This window comes from Bacillus spongiae (genome assembly GCF_037120725.1).
In the GTDB taxonomy this organism is placed as follows: Bacteria; Bacillota; Bacilli; order Bacillales; family Bacillaceae_K; genus Bacillus_CI; species Bacillus_CI spongiae.
The window spans coordinates 93,219-111,046 of record NZ_JBBAXC010000002.1 but is presented as its reverse complement, the minus strand read 5'-3'; the positions used below and the strand labels follow the sequence as shown (position 1 = coordinate 111,046).

The 17,828-nt window shown below is 34.2% G+C and carries 17 protein-coding genes and 1 pseudogene; 8 read left to right on the top strand and 10 right to left on the bottom strand.

Features of this window, described 5'->3' with window-relative positions:
• Positions 1-3: 3 nt before the first annotated feature.
• Complete coding sequence (locus tag WAK64_RS02690) at positions 4-1,758, bottom strand: ABC transporter ATP-binding protein (RefSeq protein WP_336585398.1); 1,755 nt, start codon at positions 1,756-1,758, stop codon at positions 4-6.
• A 179-nt stretch (positions 1,759-1,937) separates the two neighbouring features.
• Between WAK64_RS02690 and WAK64_RS02685 the strand changes: the two genes are divergently transcribed.
• Together WAK64_RS02685 and WAK64_RS02680 are read left to right on the top strand one after the other, a co-directional pair.
• A complete protein-coding gene (locus WAK64_RS02685; RefSeq protein WP_336585693.1) occupies positions 1,938-3,602 on the top strand; it encodes a DUF3981 domain-containing protein in 1,665 nt (554 codons plus the stop codon).
• Positions 3,603-3,920: 318 nt separating this feature from the next.
• Entirely contained in the window at positions 3,921-4,637 is a 717-nt protein-coding gene (locus WAK64_RS02680) for an SDR family NAD(P)-dependent oxidoreductase (protein ID WP_336585692.1), read from the top strand.
• Between the two features lie 82 nt (positions 4,638-4,719).
• Here the strand turns inward: WAK64_RS02680 and WAK64_RS02675 are convergent, their stop codons facing one another.
• The 3 genes from WAK64_RS02675 to WAK64_RS02665 all read right to left on the bottom strand — a co-directional run bounded on the left by WAK64_RS02675 (position 4,720) and on the right by WAK64_RS02665 (position 6,581).
• Positions 4,720-5,115 carry a GyrI-like domain-containing protein gene (locus tag WAK64_RS02675; protein ID WP_336585397.1) on the bottom strand — a complete coding sequence of 132 codons (396 nt, stop codon included), beginning with the start codon at positions 5,113-5,115 and terminating at the stop codon, positions 4,720-4,722.
• Between the two features lie 95 nt (positions 5,116-5,210).
• Complete coding sequence (locus WAK64_RS02670; protein WP_336585396.1) at positions 5,211-5,606, bottom strand: NUDIX hydrolase; 396 nt, start codon at positions 5,604-5,606, stop codon at positions 5,211-5,213.
• Between the two features lie 90 nt (positions 5,607-5,696).
• On the bottom strand, positions 5,697-6,581 hold the full coding sequence (locus tag WAK64_RS02665; protein ID WP_336585395.1) for an alpha/beta fold hydrolase: 885 nt from the start codon (positions 6,579-6,581) through the stop codon (positions 5,697-5,699).
• 323 nt (positions 6,582-6,904) lie between these two features.
• Here WAK64_RS02665 and WAK64_RS02660 point away from each other — a divergent pair, with 323 nt between their 5' ends.
• Positions 6,905-7,612, top strand: coding sequence for an isoprenyl transferase (locus tag WAK64_RS02660; RefSeq protein ID WP_336585393.1), 708 nt, complete (start codon positions 6,905-6,907; stop codon positions 7,610-7,612).
• Between the two features lie 152 nt (positions 7,613-7,764).
• Here WAK64_RS02660 and WAK64_RS02655 read toward each other — a convergent pair whose 3' ends face one another.
• Together WAK64_RS02655 and ahpA are read right to left on the bottom strand one after the other, a co-directional pair.
• On the bottom strand, positions 7,765-8,220 hold the full coding sequence (locus WAK64_RS02655) for a TlpA family protein disulfide reductase (protein ID WP_336585691.1): 456 nt from the start codon (positions 8,218-8,220) through the stop codon (positions 7,765-7,767).
• 124 nt (positions 8,221-8,344) lie between these two features.
• Positions 8,345-8,887, bottom strand: coding sequence for a biofilm-specific peroxidase AhpA (gene ahpA, locus WAK64_RS02650; protein ID WP_336585391.1), 543 nt, complete (start codon positions 8,885-8,887; stop codon positions 8,345-8,347).
• Between the two features lie 684 nt (positions 8,888-9,571).
• Between ahpA and WAK64_RS02645 the strand changes: the two genes are divergently transcribed.
• The gene (locus WAK64_RS02645) at positions 9,572-10,126 is read left to right on the top strand and encodes a hypothetical protein (RefSeq protein ID WP_336585390.1); all 555 of its coding nucleotides are present in this window, start codon (positions 9,572-9,574) and stop codon (positions 10,124-10,126) included.
• 372 nt (positions 10,127-10,498) lie between these two features.
• Positions 10,499-10,921, top strand: coding sequence for a hypothetical protein (locus WAK64_RS02640; protein ID WP_336585388.1), 423 nt, complete (start codon positions 10,499-10,501; stop codon positions 10,919-10,921).
• Positions 10,922-11,370: 449 nt separating this feature from the next.
• On the opposite strand, the gene WAK64_RS22350 is transcribed toward WAK64_RS02640, so the two are convergent.
• Entirely contained in the window at positions 11,371-12,306 is a 936-nt protein-coding gene (locus WAK64_RS22350; protein ID WP_419465887.1) for a methyl-accepting chemotaxis protein, read from the bottom strand.
• Positions 12,307-12,312: 6 nt separating this feature from the next.
• A pseudogene (locus WAK64_RS22345) lies at positions 12,313-13,350 on the bottom strand (cache domain-containing protein); the annotation flags it as partial.
• Positions 13,351-13,723: 373 nt separating this feature from the next.
• On the opposite strand from WAK64_RS22345, the gene WAK64_RS02630 reads away from it, so the two are divergent.
• The 3 genes from WAK64_RS02630 to WAK64_RS02625 all read left to right on the top strand — a co-directional run bounded on the left by WAK64_RS02630 (position 13,724) and on the right by WAK64_RS02625 (position 15,867).
• Positions 13,724-14,404 carry an HAD family hydrolase gene (locus WAK64_RS02630; RefSeq protein WP_336585383.1) on the top strand — a complete coding sequence of 227 codons (681 nt, stop codon included), beginning with the start codon at positions 13,724-13,726 and terminating at the stop codon, positions 14,402-14,404.
• A 220-nt stretch (positions 14,405-14,624) separates the two neighbouring features.
• A complete protein-coding gene (locus tag WAK64_RS22340; RefSeq protein WP_419465886.1) occupies positions 14,625-14,807 on the top strand; it encodes an Rrf2 family transcriptional regulator in 183 nt (60 codons plus the stop codon).
• A gap of 157 nt (positions 14,808-14,964) precedes the next feature.
• Positions 14,965-15,867, top strand: coding sequence for an NAD(P)/FAD-dependent oxidoreductase (locus WAK64_RS02625; protein ID WP_336585381.1), 903 nt, complete (start codon positions 14,965-14,967; stop codon positions 15,865-15,867).
• A 150-nt stretch (positions 15,868-16,017) separates the two neighbouring features.
• On the opposite strand, the gene WAK64_RS02620 is transcribed toward WAK64_RS02625, so the two are convergent.
• Positions 16,018-16,473, bottom strand: coding sequence for a GNAT family N-acetyltransferase (locus tag WAK64_RS02620; protein ID WP_336585690.1), 456 nt, complete (start codon positions 16,471-16,473; stop codon positions 16,018-16,020).
• 190 nt (positions 16,474-16,663) lie between these two features.
• A complete protein-coding gene (locus WAK64_RS02615) occupies positions 16,664-17,776 on the bottom strand; it encodes an N-acetyldiaminopimelate deacetylase (RefSeq protein ID WP_336585689.1) in 1,113 nt (370 codons plus the stop codon).
• Positions 17,777-17,828 lie beyond the last annotated feature (52 nt).

Genomic DNA, 17,828 nt, shown 5'->3' with positions numbered 1-17,828 from the left:
CTCTCACCCCATTTGTTCGTGTAATATTTGCTGTTGATCTTTATATTGAATTTCATAAATTCGCTGATATGGTCCATTATTACGTAACAGCATTTCGTGATTTCCTCTTTCTACTATTCTTCCATTCTCTAAAACAAATATTTCATCGGCATGCTTTAAAGAGGAAATACGGTGAGCAATGATAAAGGAAGTACGGTTTTGCATTACTTCTTTTAATTCCTTTTGAATGTCAAACTCTGTTTGCATATCTACTGCACTCGTAGCATCATCTAAAATAAGGATAGAAGGATCTGTACAAATCGCTCTTGCAATAGAAATTCGTTGTTTTTGTCCTCCAGATAAACCTAACCCTCGTTCACCGAGTACCGTCTGATAGCCATCAGGAAGTTCCATAATAAATTCATGAGCTTGCGCTCTTTTCGCTGCCTCTATTACTTCGTCCATCGTCACTTCTGGGCGACCGTATGAGATATTAGCTGCAATCGTGGAAGAAAATAAAAACGATTCCTGTAATACAAACCCAACATTCTGCCTAAGTGCCTGTAAAGAATAATCCTTTACATCTTTCCCGTCAATTTTGACAGACCCTTCGACAGGCTGATAAAAACGGGTCATAAGTTGAGGTATACTTGTTTTTCCTGAACCTGTTCCCCCAATTAAGCCAATGACAGATCCTGGTTTCACATGGAAGTTAATATCCTTAAGGGCGGGTTCATCTTCATCTGTATACTTTAATGTAACGTTTTTGAATTCTACTTCCCCTTCAAATCGATCTACATTTATCGGATTCTCTTTATCTTTAATCTCTTCATCTACCTCAAGAATTTCAAGTAAACGTTCGCCTGAGGCCTTTGACTGAGAAAACAAATTAATCGTAAAGCCTAGATTCATAATTGGCCAAATAATATACCAAACTAAACTATAAAACGCAACTAATTCTCCTGGTCGTATGCTACCGTTCATGACTAAGTAGCCACCATACGCTAGTAAAACAACGACGCTTATATTCCCTAATAACTCCATCAACGGAAAGTATTTAGCCCAAATATTTGCCGTAAATATATAATTTTCTTTGTAATTTCCATTTGAAGAGTTAAACTTTGTAATTTGATGACCTTCTCTTGATAAACTTTTAACCGTATTAATTCCACTAATATTTTCCTGAACGTTCGTATTTAGTTTCCCAAATGATTTTCGAATTCCCCTGAATGCCGGGTGTACCGCTTTGTCAAATTTATAAACAACAATGGCCAAAAATGGCAATGTCATCAACGTAACAAATGTCAGAGAAACTGAATAGTACATCATGACACTAAAGCTAATCGATATCAATAAGAAAAATCGAATTAATTCAGTAAAGCCAAATGATAAAAAGAAACGAAAAGCCTCAACATCTGCTGTCAACCTTGACATCAAGTCCCCCGTTTTTGCATTATCATAATATTTAAAAGGTAAAAATTGAAGTTTCTCATACAGGACATTTCGTAAACGATAAACAGACGTAATCCCAAACATATCACCCGTATATTGTTGAATAAATGTTGCAACTCCCTTTAAAGCCATTGCAGCAATAAACCCTAATGCTAAGTATGGAATCCAATCATAATTTGACTTTAGCACAACTTCATCAATGGTAATTTGTAAAATCATTGGGTATACAACTGTTATACCTGTTACAAATAATAAAAAAATCATTGAAGTAAAAAAGTATTTCTTATAAGGCCAATAAAACTCCTTTAGTTTTTTAAATACTTCCATTTTTATCCTCCCCTCATGATGTTTAACAATAAAACATAATAATTAATATATCGGATTCCGAAATAAATATCCAGTAATCTGTTAAAAAATTTTAAAAACTTTCTCATTCCATTTTTGAAACTTGCGGTACCCAATTAACGTATAGTTATTAATACCAATTGAAAGGGGTAGTACATTTGATTAAATTTCTTATACTACTTATATTAACTGCATTTATGTTTCCTTTTAAAAAATCCATACCTCTTCAGAAAATTCTTTTCTTCCCTATCTTATTTTGGACCTTCATAGGACTAGGTGAATATTTTTTCTTATTTGATAATAATCCTGCTTCAATTTGGACGTCATATGCTATCGTCGCTGCTATTTTCATTTTTCTAAGCCTTATGTTTGAGCCAGCTCAACAAAAAACAACAATCGGTGTAAAAACGTTCATATCAATCGTCTTAATAGGAGGGTTCCTTTATATGAGCTTCCTTCACTCAATGGTTATTGCAAAAGATAAATATGAGTCCGTTCAAAAAGTCGAAAAAGAACTATCGGAAGTATTTACAGAGGATGATACACCTTTCTCCGTACCACCTGAAACAGCTAGAAATAAAATGAAAAAAGTATTTGGAAACCTTAAGAACGTTTCATATTTTGAATTAGGCGAATTAACACCCCAGATTGTAAATGGTGAATCGCTATATGTAGCGCCAATTGAAGTTTCTAGTTTCTTTAAAGAAATAAAAGCTGGGTCTATTCCAGGTTATATTACAATGTCTGGTACTAATCCTGATGCGGAAGCCAAATTAATGGTTGGCTATGACATGACCTATACACCAAGCATGTATTTCGGAAATAATCTTGAACGGGTGGTTAGGAAGGTTGAGCCAGACTTAATCTTTAATGGTGGACCAAGATTTGAAATCGATGATAATGGAAAGCCGTTTTATACCATGACATATGGACGTAAAATATCACTACGCTCAGGGTTTATTGTAGAGGGTGTAGTAGTCATTGATCCACAAACAGGAGATATTCAGAAATACAAAAAGGATAAAGCGCCTGCTTTTATTGATGGCATCCTGAATTATGAAACAGCTGCTTTAGCAAATGACTATTTTGGCAAGTATGTTCATGGATTTTGGAACAACGTCTTTTCACAAAGTGATGTTAAAATTCCCACAGATTGGGGAACGTATGAAAGTGTTACACCCATTTTTAGTAAGGATGGAAAAATGTATTATTTCACCGACTTTACTTCTCCTAAAGAGGGAGTGGACTCCGCATTAGGCTATGCGCTCATTGATGCCCGTTCAGGTGTTTTATCTTATTATAACGGTGAATTAGTGAAAGGCATTATGGATGGGTCTGCAGCAAATGAAGTCGTCGACAATACGTTTAAAAAGGAAAAATGGCACGGAACGATGCCGGTCATTTACAATGTATATGGAAAACCGAGTTGGGTTGTACCTGTCATTGATGATGGCGGTCTTGTACGAAGCTATGCAGTCGTTTTAGCATCTAATGCGAAAGTGTTTGCGACTGGGGCAACACAAAAAGAAGCATTTACCAAATATAATACTTCTTTAACAAGGCAAGACTTAACAAAGCGTCCGAGCTCTCAAAGTGAGGAGAAGCAACTTTCAGGGACCGTTCAACGTGTTCATAAAGAAAAGGGAGAGGATTTTTCTATCGTATTCTTACTGATGGAAAACGATAAACGAACCTTTATGATCTCTACAGCTGATTTTCCGAATAGTATGTTCACACAAGCTGGTGATAAGGTGACCTTTACGTATGCTGATACTGGTGAACAAATAGTATCCATAACTAATTTTACGAACCAATCATTGCAATAATTAAGACCCTTATTAAAATTGAGTAAATCGCATGCCTATTACAATCGCGCCCGTTTCATAAAGAAACGGGCTACTCTTATTACAAAAATATCGAACTCCTCTTAAATAGTCATGTTATATCAAGCCTACATAACTTACCAATTTTTAAAGAGTTTCTTCTATGCTTTCAGATTCCCTATTCTCTAGAAAGATTAAAGGTGAGAATTCAGACTTAAGTTGTATAAACAGTTCATTACTTTGAATGAGGTTTCGACTATAAATAGTCTTTATCATTAAAGTAGGGCTTAGAAGTCACTTACCTATAAGATGGAGGGAATCATTATGAATTATGTTATTTTAGGTGCAAGTAAGGGATTAGGTGATGCATTTGTTAAGGGACTTCCCGAGCAAGGTGATCATGTATGGGGAGTTTCCAGGAGCCTTCCAGCTAATTTATCGCTAAATGATGGCGTGAATAGACATTGGATCAAATCAGATTTATCCTTGAATAATTCAAGCAACCGTATATCAGATGCGCTAAAAGGCACTCGAATCGACGTACTGATTTATAATGCTGGTATATGGGAAAAAGAAGGATTTGAAGACCATTATGACTTTGAAAAAGATAATCCTCAGGATATTGCTAACATCATGTTTGTCAATACAACCTCGATGATCCTTTGCGCACAAAAATTATTACCTAATCTAAAACAATCAAATAACGCAAAGATTATTTTAATCGGATCTGTTGATGGAGTCGATCATAACTCTAGTAAACAAGTTACTTATGTCGCTTCTAAATTTGGAGTTCGTGGTATCAGTAATGCCCTACGTGAAAACTTAAGACAATATGAAATTGGTGTAACATGTATCAATCCCGGTAACATCGCAGCAACAATTCCATATGAAGAAGGGGTAGAAAAAGCATTAACCACTTATAAAGGAACAAAAATCCCTGTTCAGGATATCGTTTCGCTCGTAAAGACGATTGCAAACTTGTCTAAAGCAGCTTGTGTAAAGGAAGTCACCATGCCAGAAATGGTCAATACTTTATAAGAAAGATGCAATATTTTAAAGTTAATATAAAAAAAGGCGCGCTATCGAATAAGCGTGCCCAAAAATTGAAAATGCTAGAATTTCACTTAACACCAATATAAATATCAACCGTTCCATCCGGATAGTACTTTTCAAAATCATACGTATAAGCACGTTCCAACTGTCCGTCTTTTTCTTTACCCCAATTCTCACTCCATGTTTTAAAAATCCCCTGTTCTTCATCTGTATTGACTTTAAACACTTCATATTTTGTGTCTTCGGCAATCGTTATTGAACCTTCATTTTCTCCTTCAATAGCCACACTTACTGTATAATCGCCTTGATAATTAGATGCATAACCATAATACAAACCGTATGTATTGCCTTCATGTTCTGATAACTCAGTTGATGCACTCTTCCACATATCTGTGATTTTTTGAATGATATGTTCGTCATTGAAGTTATTCGTCCTAATGGTATTAATAATTTTCAACTCCATTGCTTGCACCCCTTTCTTTTACTCTTATAAGAATTTTAATAAATTTTCCGCTTTTTCCTTCTTATACTCCTTTTTTGCTTTAATAAGTACGTTCTTTATATGAATAACGCTTGAATCTTTAAAGCAACTTCTTTCGGTTTAACATCAATAGATGATAATTTATCTACATTAACCCACATGGGTATATATGTTCCTTTATCTCTATTTTCATCTATGTACTCTTCACCTTGTCCAGTTCCAAATTCTCCACCTATTATTTCAGAGAGGAAAAAATATTGAGTTCCGTTAAATTCCACCTCTGCAATACAATCATTCACCTTAACATCCACGCCTAATTCTTCTAATGCTTCTCTCTTCGCACCATCTTCTGGTGTTTCTCCATTTTCTATTCCCCCACCAGGGAAAACATAATAAACGATACCCTCTCTTATTCTTTTAATTAATCCAACTTTTTTATTTTCTACGATTATTACTGAAGCTCTATCTCGCATGACCGTAACTCCCTTTCATATAAGCTTTTTGCATTAAAAAAGCGCGATGTTACTCTTCCTGAGCTCATATATGGAATAAATAAAAAGCAATTAAGCTTTTAAGAAATCATTTATAACGTCTACAAATTTATCTGTTTCCTCCAAATCCGGAAAATGAGCACTCTTATTAAATACAACAAGACTACTATTCTTAAGGTTAGTATGTAGGATTTTTGCAATAGGCAAACCTGTATTTCGATCAAAAGCTCCTGTCAAAATTAACGTATGATGATTAATCTCATTAAGGCGTTTGGTTAGAGGCACTTCCACCGGATTGCTTTGAAGTGCTTCAATCATCTTGCCTGTATTAATCAAATTACTTTCTTCCCACAACTGCCTATTTTTTCTTGCGATTATTTGATTCTCAAATAATAATTTATCAACCGTTTCAGGTCCAACAAGCTCCCAAATTCCAGTTAAAACTTCTCCAATATCCAGTTTTTCTTGAAGAAGCATTTTAATATCATTTGATTGTGAAGTGTTTGCTATTGACATAAATCCAGTTATTTTAACCATCTTATCAATTTCGGAATATATTAAACTAGGAGCAGATAGAATCAGTTGATTAATCTCTGCAGGAATAGCATTAGATATTTCTAGTGCTAATTCACCTCCAAATGAATATCCTAGAAGGTCTACTTTTTCCATCCCTAACCATTTTTTCAATTCAATAAAATCCTTAACAAGTAAATTAATCGAATAATCTCGATCTGATTTTGGCTTTTGAGACCTACCACTTCCACGCTGTTCATAGTAAACAACCGTTCTAGCTTTCGCCAATAAAGGGCCTGCCGTTCTTTCAAAAACATAATGATTTCCACCTGGCCCACCGTGAATCATAATAAGTGGAGGTGTTTCGTTTTCACTTCCCTCAATTTTTACCCAATGATCTACTCCGTTTAAACTTACTATAAATTCTCCATCTTTTAGATTCAATTTGACTGTGTCCCCCTATTTAGATATGCGTTTCCAATAAAACACTACGTTATCCTATTAGAATTATCCAGTAATTTCTATGTTCCCACAACTCCCTTCTCCAATTTACGACCGGTCGTTCAGCTTTTCACCTCTCATGATAAGTATCATATTAAAAGGTAATACTTCTTATCTTGTTTATTTCATAATGACAGAAATGTGATAAAGTACTTCCAATGTTGGAAATTTCTTCTCTTATAATCATTCTTTTTATATAATTATTTATAGAAAATCTATGCAAAAGATATTCTTAATTTTATAGTGAAGAGGATGCGGTGATAGTAATGGAAACACTCATAGCACCAAAGCATATTGCCATTATGATGGATGGAAATGGAAGGTGGGGAGAACAAAGAGGCCTTACAAGAAGTCAGGGACATTATGCTGGTTCAGTCGCCATGGAGAACATCATCAAAGATTCACTTGATTTGGGTATTGAAGCATTGACGCTTTATGCTTTTTCGAGTGAGAATTGGTCTAGGCCGAAGGAGGAAGTAAACTATTTAATGGATCTTCCTACTATCTTCCTGAAAGAAAAATTGCCTGAATTTATGAAGAATAATATAAAAGTATGTATCTCTGGTGATATTCAAGGTTTACCTCAACATACGAGGAAAGCTGTTGAAGAAGCTGTACAAAAAACAAAGGATAATAATAAGCTTATTGTCAATTTCGCATTAAATTACGGAGGCAGAAAAGAGCTACTTTTTGCCGTAAAATCATTAATAAAAGATGTTAAAAACACATCGGTTGAGATGGAAGAAATCAGTAATGAATTAATTGAAAACTATCTTTATACTACCGGACTACCAGACCCAGAAATTATTATACGTACTGGAGGAGAGAAAAGGATCAGCAATTTTTTATTGTGGCAATCCTCCAAATCACATCTATGGTTCACAGACACGTATTTTCCTGATTTTAACAAACAATTACTAATACAAGCAATAACGGAGGTTAATGAAAGAGAACAAACAATAACCTCTCATTAAAAGTACGTACATTTTAATAAAATACAATGGAAAAAGCCATTATTAAATGTGGTTACACATCTAATGATGGCTTTTTCTCGACCAATTAATTAGATAAATAGCTGAATGACGTCATTCCCCTATTAAAGGTTGCCCTTTCACCTACTCAATAATTATTCCGCTGTTTCCATTTCAGCTAAAACGCGATTCACTCTTTTTTCTAACATTTTCATACCGCTTCCACCTGCTTGAAAATGACGAAGATTGCCATCCTTATCAAATACATAGTAAGCAGGTACATACTGATTTTCAAAGGCATCTGTCAATTTATGTTCATTATCAATAAAAATCGGTTGTGAAATATCATGTTCTGTTGCTACTTGTTTGACCTTCTCTAAGTCTAAATCATCTTCAGAACGTGGCATATGTACTGCCACTACATTTAAGCGATCATTATATTTGTCACGGAATTCATTTACTTGAGGCATTGCTTCTTTACATAGGTGACAACTAACCGCCCAAAAATGAATTAACGTCGGTTTCTCCCCTACAAGATTCGCTTTCAGAACTTCTCCATTTAGCCAGCCAGTAGCTCCTGCAAGTTCAGGCATCGATGTTCTTAATTTCATCATTATCACTCCATCAGTATTCGAATTTATTTATAACGTAAATAACCCTTTGTACTACATACAATCAAATAACTTCTTTAACAGAAAAAAAGACCTAACAAGCCGTTAGGTCTTTTTCTGTTAATTAAAGTGTAGCTTGTCCAGGTTTCCAGTTCGCAGGACATAGCCCACCAGTTTGTAGGGCTTGAAGCACGCGAAGTGTTTCATCAACATCACGACCAATGTTATTGTGGAATACTGCTTGATATTGAAGTTCTCCTTCAGGATTAATAATGAATAATCCACGAAGTGAAACTCCTTCTTCTTCGATTAATACGCCGTACTCACGAGATACTGCGTGGTTTGTATCTGCAGCAAGTGGATATTTTAATTCTCCAAGACCGTTTTCTTTACGATCAGTATTGATCCAAGCAAGGTGAGTATGAATCGTGTCTGTAGATAAACCGATTACTTCTGCATCAAGATCTTCAAACTCATCATAACGATCTGACATCGCTGTGATTTCTGTTGGACAAACAAAAGTGAAGTCCATTGGATAGAAGAATAAAACTGTCCATTTATCATTCTTCATGTTTTCTTCTAAGCTAACTTTTCCAAATTCTTTGTTCGCTAATACAGCATCCATTTCAAAACGTGGAGCTTGTTTTCCAACCATACGTTCTGCCATTGTTAAATCCCTCCAAAAATTATAAATGAGAAAGCAAATCATATTTTCTCATTTACTTTCATCTCAACAATAATAATTATAGTGTAACCCTCTATTCTCGTCAACTTTTATTTAAAATAAATCTAAATAAAAAACAGTTATTGAATAGAGGGAAAATCTACTTCATTGTTTTCCCCATAATATGTAGAAAATAATCCTGTCTAAAAAACTTTTTTCATTTAATAGTTTTAGTTTACCATTCTTTTCTTCTAGAATAAAATATATTGCCTAAACCTTACAAAGGTTGATGGATAAGGGCAAACCCTTTTTGAAAGGAACGTTTTGTCATGGAGTGAATATATTTATTACTCCTAAATTTCTTTAACAAGCATGTTGAACGTATGACAGACTAGAGTGATTCATTACGTTACGTAAATACACAATGGTACGATAAAATCCACTCTTCAAACCCAGGTGGTTATCGGTTGCACAGATTATGTAAACGTACTTCATTTTGAAAGTCATCATGAATAATTTCCATCTAAATAGATGCACCTTTTAAGAAGTTATTGATGCAAAACTGCGAATATAATACCGATAAGTTCGAATTTTTTCACTAAACACTAATGCTAATACAAAGATAGAAATTTTTCAAAACTTTTTCTAAGACGCAACGTCTAATATTATTAAAAGGGAGGGATATTCATGAAATTAAAATATATCTTTGTTTGTATTGCAATATTTTCAATATATATAACAGGTTGTTCTCTTAAAAGTGAAGTAGAACCAAATGGGCAAGTAGCATATAACCATTTAACTTTAGATCTAGATGAAACAAATTTATACGAGTATGCGGGTACTATGGACTATATATTCATCGGAACAGTTGAAGAGATAGTGGATGATATAGTGAATTCTGACTTCCCAAATAGAATTTACCGCATAAAGGTCAATGAAAACTTGAAAGGAAAACTAGTCACTACAGTGGAAGTTAAGAAGCAAGGAGGGTATAACAATGAAGGCACATTAATTTTAAATGAAACTGACCAATCAAAAGACAATGGTCTTCCACAAGTAAACAAACAATATATTTTTATGACTTACTCTCAAGTTGATGGTAGTTTGCTTTTAGCTGAAATTAACGGAAATATAGAACTCACAGACGAGTTAATGAAAAAAGAATACCAAGATTATATTAAAAATGAAATTGAAGACAGCCGAAAACGTTTTATTTCTAAGTATGATCAAAATTCAACATAAACGACATTTTTTATGTTGATTAATGAAAGCACAAGTTATGCTCGTAATTTTTTTACTGTTACCCCGTTGAACCTCCTCACCTTCTCTTCTCTTGTTTTCACACCATTTTTTGTGAAGAATTCAACCTACTAGATGTAAATTTTTTTACTGTTCCATACAAACCAATAAATAAACAGGAGAACGTAAAAGATATACTTAACGTTCTTTTTCATCTTGATATTACTAACTTTTTCGACACAGATTTTCAGTTTCTTTTCCATAAAATATAGGAGGGTTCGACCCATTTAGAATAATGTATGAGCGTTCTTATTAAGTAACGGTACTAATTAAAGCAATCAATAAGATGCAAACTTTATACGAGGAGGTAATGATATGGTAAAGAAGATTATTATTATCTTATTGTGTACAATAACTTCAAATGTAGCAGAAGCGACAGAATTACCTTTTTTAAAACCAAACTGCCCGAATATCGAAAGCATTTTAAAGACCACTTTAGCAGATACGGATGAGCTCGTACGGAAATTAAATGACCTCATTCCAATCGCTTATCCTGACAATGAATATAATAAATGGAATGTTATAAAAATAGTACCTTTACCTTCAGTAATTGGGGTTCAGTACGATGATGCTTATTATAGAATAGCTATAAGATTATGCGGAGAACCAATTGCCAATAATTCTTGGATAGTTAAAGTAGAATTTCCTAAGTTGCTTCCTAGTACAAGTCCTTCAGGAATATTCTTTGTAGTAAAAACTAAAAATAGTGGGTGGAATGTTTGGTACTCATATAGATAATAAAGGGCTTTAAATTAATAATGAATCCCTATCCTTTGAATACGCTAAGCGCATTCATAAGTCATAAAGGAAATATCAGAACGTTAATTCTATTACTTCGGTTAAATTCTTATTTCTCATTTAGTCCAATAATCTTGTACACTTCTGTCACCTTCAATTTATATGTCGTGAAATTCATATATGTAAAGCTCGTATCAAAGCCCCCTTTTATTTTCTTAAAAGGAAGATTTCATATACTCTTCCTAATGGTCTACGAGTATGTTAATACAAATTTGAAACAACCCAAATCTTACTACTACAAAACGAAAGATGCAGCATTCATGCTACATCTTCCGTTTATATAAACTTTTCTTTTGAACCAAGTCTAGTAAAAAAGCTAAAAGAATTTACTCCGCCTTCAACTACCCTTTAATTAACGTTGACATCACATATTATTTAACAATGGATAATTATATTTTAAAGTGCTTAATCATTTCTGAGAGCTTTGAACTAGATTCGTTTAATTCAATAGCAGATTGTGTGACAGTACTCAAAGCTCGAACTTGTTCATCCGTAGAGGCACTTACCTCTTCCGTTGCAGCTGCGGTTTCCTCAGATACCGATGTAATATTTTGTATGGAGGCTACTACATCGTCCTTCATCACATTCGTACTTTCTACTTCTTTTGTTATTTGTTCAATTGAAGAGACAATTGCCTTCATCGTTTGAGAAATTTCCGTGAAAGCAGATTCTGTATGGTTTACTGTTTCATTCTGCAATTGGGAAATCGCTACTGTTTGTTCCATTTCTTTCACGACTATTTTTGTTTCATTATCAATCGTCGAGATGGTCGTTTTCACTTGTTGGGCAGCAAATGCAGATTGTTCGGCCAATTTTCTTACTTCTTCAGCTACTACAGCGAAGCCACGCCCGCTCTCACCCGCTCTTGCCGCTTCAATACTAGCATTTAAGGCTAGTAGGTTTGTTTGTTCAGAGATTTCAGTAATAGAATGAATCACCTGCTCAATTTCTTTTACTTGAGTAGCTAAATTATCAATGACTCCCCCCACTTTTGTTACAACCTCACTACTTTCCTTTGTTCTATCTCTTAGATTATTCATTTGCGCCAAGCCATTTTGATTTGTTGTTTCTGCCTGTTTAGATAAATTCTCCATTTCTAATACTTTATGGTTAATTATTTCAAATTGATTTGAAAGACTAAGGGTTCTATCATTCGCAACCTCAGAATCCTGTGCTTGCTGAGTTGCCCCTATAGCTACTTCTCCAATCGCCTTTGCTACTTCTTCACTAGAAGCAATCGTTTCTTCGGCAACCGCGGTAAGGTTGTTAGCAGAATCATTCACATTTCCAATTGAATGATGAACAGCCGAAATAAGGTTTCTCATATTTTGAACCATCTCATTAAAATGGTAGGTTAGTTGCCCTATTTCGTCTTTTGATTTAGCCTCGGTGTTAATGGTTAAATCACCCATAGCCACCTCTTGAACTTGTTTATTCAATTGTGTGATTGGCTTTGCAATACTTCTAGAAAGAAGATAAGTTAATACCAAACTAGCTATAACAGAAATGGTAGCAATAATTAATGTCAAGTTCCTTAAATTTTCTGCATTCGACAGTAGCTTGTTTGTTTCATAAACGACGCCAACTTTCCAGCCTGTCTGATCTAACGTGTGATAATACATATCATGATCTGTATTTTTTTCTTTGAATGACGTATCTCCTGACTGACTACTATTTATTGTCTCTATGTATGCTTTCTCACTTAAACTATTTCCTTGTTCCTCTGGATGCACCAAGGCTATTCCTTCTTTATCTAATAGAAAAGCATACCCTTCGTAACCTATTTTAAGACTGTTAATCATTTCGGTTAATCCTGCTAAGTTCAAGTCAAGCCCTACTACTCCTAATACTTCACTTGAGATTGGATCAACTACAGGTTTTACCACTGTAACGACGTACTCCCCTGTACTAGCATCTTGGTATGGTTCGGTCCAAACTGCCTTCTCTGGTGAATCCAATGCTGCAGCATACCATGGCCTTTCAGTAGGATCAAAGTCATCAGGTAAATCAATCAATGGTGTCGTTTGAAATTGTTTCGTCTCAGCTCCTACATAAATAACTGCAACATTTTGATTTAACTTTGTAAAATGTTCAAAATCATTTGCAACACTCGGCCAGTATTTTTCCAATGATTCCTTTTCATTGCTTTTTAGTTTTTGCAAGTATGATAGGATTCGATTATCTTGACTATATTGCTCAACAGCCTTTCCATAAAAGCTAAGATAGAGATCCATTCTACTTTTAACATCTTCTACTTGTTCTTTAGAAATTTGATCGACACTTGAAAGAATCTCTTGTTTTGTTTGAAAGTAAGTAATTGATGAAACAGCAATAAGAATAATTGCAATAAATACACTAACAGTAAGCATAATCTTAGTTTGTATTTTCTTAAACATTCTTTTCCTCCTTATTTAGCTATACCGTAGTATTAGTATCGGATTGGTAGTAAAAAAGTTAACTACCTGATTCGCACAGCCTTCATCTGTGATTATGAAAAGGTCATTTGGATAATTAAAATTGAGTTTAATCTTACCGTTTCACTAATCATGAATGTTCAAATGAAACAGTTAAATAGAAATTAAAATAGCTTCTTATCAACACAAAGAAAATTTCTAATTTACCCCAATTAGTATTTATACATTTGGAAGAAATTAAATACTTATTTGAGAGAATAAGAGATGGAGAATGATGGTTTTTATAGTAATATGTGAATGGAAAATAGAATGACTGAGGGTGAAAACTGTGATTTTTTTCGATATTGATGCAACATTACTTGATCATGAACGGGCAGAGAGAGTGGCTGCGTTTGAATTTTATAACGATTACACTGAAGAGCTACAGCTTACCCAGAATGAGTTTATGATTTTATGGATGAACCATTCATCTACTAAATATTATGATAAATATTTATCAAAGGAAGTATCCTTTCAAGAGCAAAGAAGGTTGCGAATGAAAGATTTATTTGGACATCACTTAAATAACCGACAAGCCGATTTGAAGTTTAATGATTACTTACTTTCTTATAGAAGAAATTGGACAGCGTATGAAGATGCTGTTCCTTGCCTCGAATCATTGAAGCAATTGGGAAACCAGCTTGGCATTATTAGTAATGGTGACTATACCCAACAAATTGAAAAAATACATAAGATAGGAATAGGACTAAGTAAGTATTTTAGTCATGTGATTACATCTAGCGAAGTAGGCGTAGCTAAGCCCGATGCAAAAATATTTATAGAAGCTTGTAAGCAAGCAAATGTTAAGATGGAAGAAAGCTATTATATTGGGGATAGGTTAGAAATAGATGCTATTGGAAGTACGAAGGCTGGGATGAGAGGAATTTGGATCAATCGTAAGGATAAAACATCACATAACGATGTAATTGTAATTAATAATCTTAATGAACTTACTACACTCGTCATCTAAACCTTTACCTTTTGCATACTAGGTGTGATGGTATAACAATTAGCATGATATAAATTTACCCTAACCGTTGTCTTAGAATAGATTATATATGTCAATAATCCTTCTATTTTCATGATTAAAAAGAAGCCTATTTGGAATACTGATTTAAAAGGGCTTCTTTTATTTTTGTTAAATAACCTTAGCATTTAACCTTTTTAATGAATGAGTCGAACAACAATAAATTTCAACGACATATTTATCTAAAATACTAACAAAGTTAGTAAAATCAGGTGTAGTTGAAGTTATCTCAGGAGTAAATGGGGGCTATAAATTAAGACGAGGTTGCGAAGAGCTTTCATTACTAGATTTTATAAAAGCTATTATTGAAGGTTTGACGCTTATTTTGAATAATTGTCTTTCCTGATTGTTTTATTCAGAAGCAGATTAAGGCACCTGAGAAAAAGCTTTAAGATGAATAGAATTAAACACGTTTAGTTGATTTTGCTAACAAAATGAACATGTACAAATAATAGATATTAAAACTCTTTAATATACTTTGTTGGTGCGGAGGTAAAGAATTAATGGAGAAACTCGATTGTATTGTAATCGGTGCAGGACCTGCAGGGTTAAGTGCAGCCTTAACTTTAGGGAGAGCACGTAGAAAGATTGCCATATTTGATAATGGAAAAAATCGAAATCGTGTAACTCGCGAATCAAATGGATTTTTAACAAGAGATGGAATTAAACCACAAGTATTTAAAGAAATAGCAATGAAGGAATTAGAATCTTATCCTTCTGTTTCGATTTCAAATGAGACCGTTATTCAGGTAAAGAAAGAAGAGCAAAAGGATTTATTCTTAATCAAAACATCGAACAATCATTTTTATTTTGCAGAAAGAATATTGTTAGCTACTGGTATACAAGAAGAGTTTTCCTTTTCACAAATTAAACAATATTATGGTAAAAGTTTATTCAGCTGTCCATATTGCGATGGATGGGAACAAAGAGACAAGCCGTTAGCAATCATTGCCGAAGCTGAAAAACACATGATTCATCTGACTAAATTAGTTTATAATTGGTCAAAGGATTTAATCGTTTTTACGAATGGTCATCAACTATCCAATAATGTACGAAATGATTTTGCAAGAAAAGAAATTAAGATTTATACAACACGAATTAAAAACTTACATGGTGATAACGGCAACATAAAAAGTATTGAGTTAGAATCAGGTGATAACATTCTAAGAAGTGGCGGATTTGTCGTTCCTAGTTTTTATCGACCAAATCAATTTGCCGAACAATTAAATTGTCAAATTAATGAAAATAAAAGAATTATCACAGATGGTGGACGATCAACAACGAATGGGGTATACATTGCAGGTGAAACCGAAACGGTAGGCCCCTCATCTTTAATGATGGCTGCGGCCGACGGCAATAAGGCTGCTTTCAGCATAAACATGGATATAACATTAGATAGATTTTAAAGTATTATAGGGGTTTTGCCCATTCCCAGGAAAAGAAGGATTAAGGAAATTTACAAAATAAATTCCCTTAAAATAAATAATGGGTGCTTCATTATTCAAGAAAACCAGGAAAAGGATTATATTTTATTAGTTCGCTATGCATTGAATGATCTAATTATCTTCAACCGTAAATTTCATCAAAGGTAGGAAGCGATCTTTAAATACAGTAGACGGTATTTCACCAATTTGTTTAGCACCCATTTTTTCATAAAATGCTTTTGCATTTGGGTCACTGTCAATAGTAAAGCTCTTTACCCCCATTTCTTGTGCTTTTTGAATGACATGCTCCCATGTAATTCTTCCAAAGCCCTTTCCTATATATTTTGGATCTATATAAAGAAAATCTAGTCGATCCATTTCTCCTCTTATAAAGGTAAAGAACCCTACAATCTCTTCCTTTTCTTCTAAAACAAAGACATTATGATTTTGAATGTAATTTTCATCAATGGTTAAATCTTGTCTACAAGCTTGAATAAATTCTTTACTGTATTCCCAATGGGCTTTCGATCTAATCGCTATACTACTTATTCTCTCAGCATCCTCACGTAATGCATCTCTTAAATTCACCATTATGCTCCTCCATTCACTAATATCGTTTTCCACTATTTTTCTATGTGTTACAAACTCACCTATAGAATATATTGCAATTTATAAAAAACTATTATAAATTTCTGAATTTAAGGTTTACTAAATAGTAGGTATTCAGAAAAAAACACATGATTACTCCACCTTGCTCATGTGTTTTTTTACTTATTACCTAAAGCTGGTGAATATATTGAGATAAAAGAGAGATAGCAAAGTCAATAGCTTCTTCTTTCGGGGCTAGCTTTGAATGATGTAAGCCATATGGAGAATCAACACCAAGCCAAAACATAAATCCAGGAATCTCCTTTAACATATACCCAAAATCTTCGCCAGTCATCGCTTCTTTACATTCTAATAATGTGGCGTCATTATATTCTTCTACCCATCGCATAAAGTCACGTGTCAACTCTTCATCATTGTATACTTGATAATAGTTACTACCGTAATCAATCGTAACCTGACAATCAAATGAAGACTCTATCCCGGTCGCCATAGCCTCAATTCGTTTTTTAACCTTTTCGATTGTTTCAGGCTTTAACGTTCTGATTGTTCCCTCTAGTCTAGCCTTTTCAGCTATAACATTTTGAACAGTTCCTCCTGTCATTTTCCCTATGGTAACAACAGCGCTATCTAGTGGGTCGATATTTCTAGATACAATTGATTGTAACTGTGTGACAAACAGAGAGGACGCTAGGATCATATCTTTTGTTTGATGTGGATAAGCTGCATGCCCTCCTTTGCCAATCATATCAATAAATAACTCCGATGTATTGGCAAATAATAGCCCTTCTTTAATAGCTATTGTGCCTACTGGATATTCCGGTGCGATGTGAAGAGCTAACATGAAGTCAGGCTTCCATTCTTTAAATTCATTACTTTTCAATAACGGCTCAGCCCCTCCAGGTCCCTCTTCGGCTGGCTGAAAAACAAATAAAGCATTATGGTCAATGGGAGAATGGACAAGATTTGTCAATACCCCTAGGGCGATGCTCATATGAAAATCATGACCACATGCATGCATATAACCCGCGTGTGATGATTCAAACGACAATCCTGTTTCTTCTTTAATTGGCAAACCATCTATATCAGCTCGGTAACCAAGCGTTTTTTCTCCTACTTTTCCATTAACTTTCACCAAAATCCCGGTACGCCATGTATTTATTTCAATTCGATCTTGTGGTAAAGAATTTATATAATTTAACAAATATTGTTGCGTTTCTACTTCTTGAAATCCGATTTCCGGAATTTGGTGAAGATCTCGACGTATTCCAACAAAAGGATTCATCTGTTTCACTAAATAACACCCCTATCTGAAATAAGAAAAGCACTGGTCAAAA